The sequence below is a fragment of the uncultured Sunxiuqinia sp. genome (assembly GCF_963974515.1).
In the GTDB taxonomy this organism is placed as follows: domain Bacteria; phylum Bacteroidota; class Bacteroidia; order Bacteroidales; family Prolixibacteraceae; genus Sunxiuqinia.
The window spans coordinates 1-3,820 of the sequence record NZ_CAXBDD010000183.1 but is presented as its reverse complement, the minus strand read 5'-3'; the positions used below and the strand labels follow the sequence as shown (position 1 = coordinate 3,820).

3 protein-coding genes are annotated in these 3,820 nt (G+C 44.5%); all 3 read right to left on the bottom strand.

Translation table 11 applies throughout. The annotated features are described in order from the left end of the window. Positions 1 to 364 precede the first annotated feature (364 nt). Positions 365 to 1,204, bottom strand: a complete 840-nt coding sequence (locus AAC033_RS18600) for a DUF4886 domain-containing protein (protein ID WP_339740969.1) — start codon at positions 1,202 to 1,204, stop codon at positions 365 to 367. Beyond that, positions 1,201 to 2,061 (bottom strand): sugar phosphate isomerase/epimerase, encoded by an 861-nt coding sequence (locus AAC033_RS18595; protein WP_339740966.1) that lies wholly within the window; start codon positions 2,059 to 2,061, stop codon positions 1,201 to 1,203. The genes AAC033_RS18600 and AAC033_RS18595 overlap by 4 nt, the downstream gene beginning before the upstream one ends. 34 nt (positions 2,062 to 2,095) lie before the next feature. Beyond that, positions 2,096 to 3,820: FAD-dependent oxidoreductase (locus tag AAC033_RS18590; RefSeq protein ID WP_339740963.1), on the bottom strand; the 1,725-nt coding region annotated here is incomplete at its 5' end.

Below are 3,820 nucleotides of genomic sequence, written 5' to 3'. Positions count from 1 at the left end.
CTACTTGAAAACCAAATACCGAATAAAACCCAACACTACCCTCACCTACCATAAACTCTTAAAAAAGTTTTGAACACTGCCATTGCAAGAAAATGCTTTATTAAATTTACTGGATCAAACTGAATCGTTACTTGACATGCTTATCGTCCTCAATTAATGCTGAAATTTTATTCGGATTCGTCATCGATACACTAAAAGTTGTCTCCTCTGGGGTTATCGAACATTGGATTCATAGTCTCCATACATGACGAAATATTTGCAATCACCTCCATAAAAAATTTATCCCGTCAACTTATTCGTTGGTCATGTTGCAGGTAAAACGGATAAAAAACAAAACGATCTTCCACTTTTACACGACTCCTCCTCAATCCTGTTTTTTTGTTGCCCTTATCTCTTGTGTGGCAATCCGTCGCAAAAAACTTGCGGTTTCAGGCTTCATGCCTTCAGGGACGAATTTAATCTTTTGTGGAGATACGCCAAACATTTTTCCAAACCAGACACAGCCCGCAAGATAACAACCATTCATATTGGCATGATACCGGTCTTGAGTCCATAAATCAATATTTTCGCTCTCTCTCGTCGCCCGGTAAAATGCTTGTCCTGATGGCAGTATATCCAGTCCGTACCGCTCGGCAAGCACCTGATAACTGTTTACCAATCCATTATGCATCTCGTCTCGCAGCATGTTCCATTCCATTAGCCGCGGGCTGTCAGCTCCATAGGCCCAGGTTTGATGAATCATGATTTCTGAAGGAGGCGCATGTTTGCGGATAAACTGAATCAGCACATCGGCATAGGGCTCGAATGACTCTGGCATAAAACTTAAACTGCTGACTTGTTGTATGGTTACAAAATCATAAGTATCCATCTTTAACAAATCTTCTAAACAATAGGTGTTTGAATAGGGCTTCGATCCGTCGTCCTCCTTGCACCTCTCGATTAGAGAGGCGTGTCGTTCCAGTGAACAACCACCAAGGTTAGCTCTTGTAATCTCTATCGACAATCCGGGAACTGATTCAGTAATTTGTTGCAAATAGGTGCAGGCATTATCAGCAAAGCTATTCCCTACTGTCAAGATTTTCACCGTTCTGTCTTCCGACTTGTTATTGGCTGTCTCACCGGCGTATACTGTTGTCAAATTAAACAAGCATGCGGCACTCACAAAAAGGCTACGAATAAGCCAGCGAATAGATAAATTCATCATTTCTGATTTAGTTTCTCAATTGTTTGATAAAAATAGTTGATACTTTTCTGAATGTCCGGAACAGAGTTCTCCCAGTTATACTCATACTCAATAGAAAACAAGCCTTCAAACCCTTGCTTTTTCAATTCGACCAACATCGCTTTCATATCGAGAATACCAGTTCCCCAAATCACATCATGTTGTTCAGCTTCGCCTACTGCCTTTTTTTTGACGTCTTTAAAATGAAGTGCTTTTATGCGACCTTCATATTTTTTCAGTCCTTCCACCGGATCTATTCCCATTCTTTTCCAATGCCCCACATCAGCACAAGCTCCAATGCGATCACTCAAACCATCAACAGCCTCAAGAAACAAGTCTGGATTCCAGTAATTTGAAGGTTTTGGGTGATTGTGAATCGCCACGTCAATCCCATATTCATTCGCTAACTGATCAACATACGGCAAGTGTTCGTATTCCGGCTCACAGGTTATCAGCCCGATCCCCATCTGGCCGGCAAACTCAAACAACTGCTTCCACTCTGCTTCATCCTTACAGACAACCACTCCACAAGCGACAATTTTCACTTTTTTTGAACGGGCATAATCCAACACCAACTGTTGGGTCTTCCTATCCATTCTGAAATCCATGGTTCCTTCCATTCTTTTACCCAATGGTTGACCAAAATACACTTCAATGTCATTCAGCCCAAGTTGATTTACTTTATCAACTGCCTCCTGGAAGCTGAATTTATGAAAAGTGTAACTCTGGACACCCAATTCCCATCCGGCCTTTTCCAACTCTCTTTTTTGGGCCGAAAGGCTTAAAGATGATGCCAAAATAAGCAAGAGTATAGCTGATTTACAGATCGTTTTTCTCATGTGTAAGTTTTATGGTTTTCAATTCCTTTTTGAACTACGCAGGCCACTTGATTTCTACGCCCTGGCTCTGGATAAACTGCTGAAAATCGGCTAGAAGCTTTTTATTCTCGCGCACATCACGCGGTTCAACCTGCTTTTCCGAAACAAACTTAACCAGCATTCCGACTACCTCGCCAATGTTCCACTCTACCGGGTGAAGCCTGTAACAACCATTAGTGATATGCGTTGTTCCGATATTTTTGCTGGCCGGTAGTAAATTTTGCATTCGTTGCGGAATCAGAGCACCCAGTGGTACTTCAAACGGCAAAGAAGGCAAATCAATGTAATTGTCGCCTTTGGTGGAAGGGTGCAAATCAAGGTAGTACGATCCCACACCAATGCTGTCATAAAAACTCTCACAAGTAGCCGCGGCATCTTTTCCTTTCACCAAGGTCCGATTTTCAACCCCCACATGTTCTTCCAACACGGTAAACAAGGCTTTAATTCTTCGTCCTTCTCGAATGTAGGGATACTTTGCCATGCCATCTGCAGTTCCCATCACATCCTTACGCAGACGAATTCCAGGCCAGCCGGCGCCGCCATCGGGCCGCTCCACCTCGGTTTGCAACCAGTAAACCAACGACAGATTCAGTTGGCGGGCTCCCTCCACATGTTTCTGAAATTCTTTCTCGCTGACATCAACCAAACGCCCTAACAGGTAGTCATTCTGAGGCCAGTTAACCACAGTCACATCTCCGGCATAAAAGCCTGGAGCAAAGTTATGTCGGTTAATAATTTTCCGGTAGTTCCACAAATTCATCACATCACCAGTCCTCCCCCCTTCAGGGTGAAAACCCAGCGTCCTGGGTTTAAGAGTAGATGGAGTTGAATAAGTCAAATCAAGCAATCGTCCCGGCCAGGCCGGACTAATATCAGGGACATAAGAACGCCAGAAATCATAGTTTGCCGGTTTGTCAATGACATGGTTTTCGCCCGGGCGGTAGTCCAACGCAAAACACAACGTAAAGGCTTGTTCATTTTCAGGATCACCCACTTCCGGTGCATGCAACTCCCCTGTGTCTTTTTTCGATTCGGTTCCGGTTACATATTCAGTTCCGGTTAGCGGTAGCAAATCGCCTATTTCAGTGGCATCTACAAAATAAGGCGCTTTAAGGGAAATTGCTTCGCCATTTTGGCGATTCACCATTTCCAAGCCTTTTACCCGGCTACCGTCAACATCCGCAGCCGTTGCTTTATGTTCCAGTAAAAGTGTTAATTGTCCGGAACTAATATATGATGCAAACATGGCATTAAGCACCGCTAGAGCAACCTTCGGCTCAACACACAAACGCGACACCGCCCCATCACCGGGGTTCAGATTCTCTTTTGCTGCTGCTTCCTCAGTTAACGGATAATTCCGCATATAATATTGGCGCAATGCGCTACGAAACTCACGATATAGTTGGGTGGCGCCGTGCGTTTCAATCCAACGGTGTTCATCCAGTGGTACGCCCTGTTGTGTTATTTGCCCTCCAATCCAATCGGTTTCTTCAGTCATAATTACCGAAAGCCCGTTGCGCAAAGCACCCAAAGCACACGCACAACCGCCGATTCCGCCACCTGCAATCACCAGGTCAGCTTTCATCTCCCTCTCCGCTTTTCGCTTGTTTCGTTTAACTGTTTTCGCGTTTGCTCCAACTGGGCTGGCTATAAGCGGAGCAGTAGCCAGCAATCCTCCTGTGGCTCCGATCATTCCAATAAAACTACGTCTTTTCATATC

What these genes read in the sequence shown, in the direction of transcription:
- AAC033_RS18600 (WP_339740969.1), bottom strand. Translation starts at nt 1,204, where the DNA reads ATGATGAATTTATCTATTCGCTGGCTTATTCGTAGCCTTTTTGTGAGT.
- AAC033_RS18595 (WP_339740966.1), bottom strand. Translation starts at nt 2,061, where the DNA reads ATGAGAAAAACGATCTGTAAATCAGCTATACTCTTGCTTATTTTGGCA.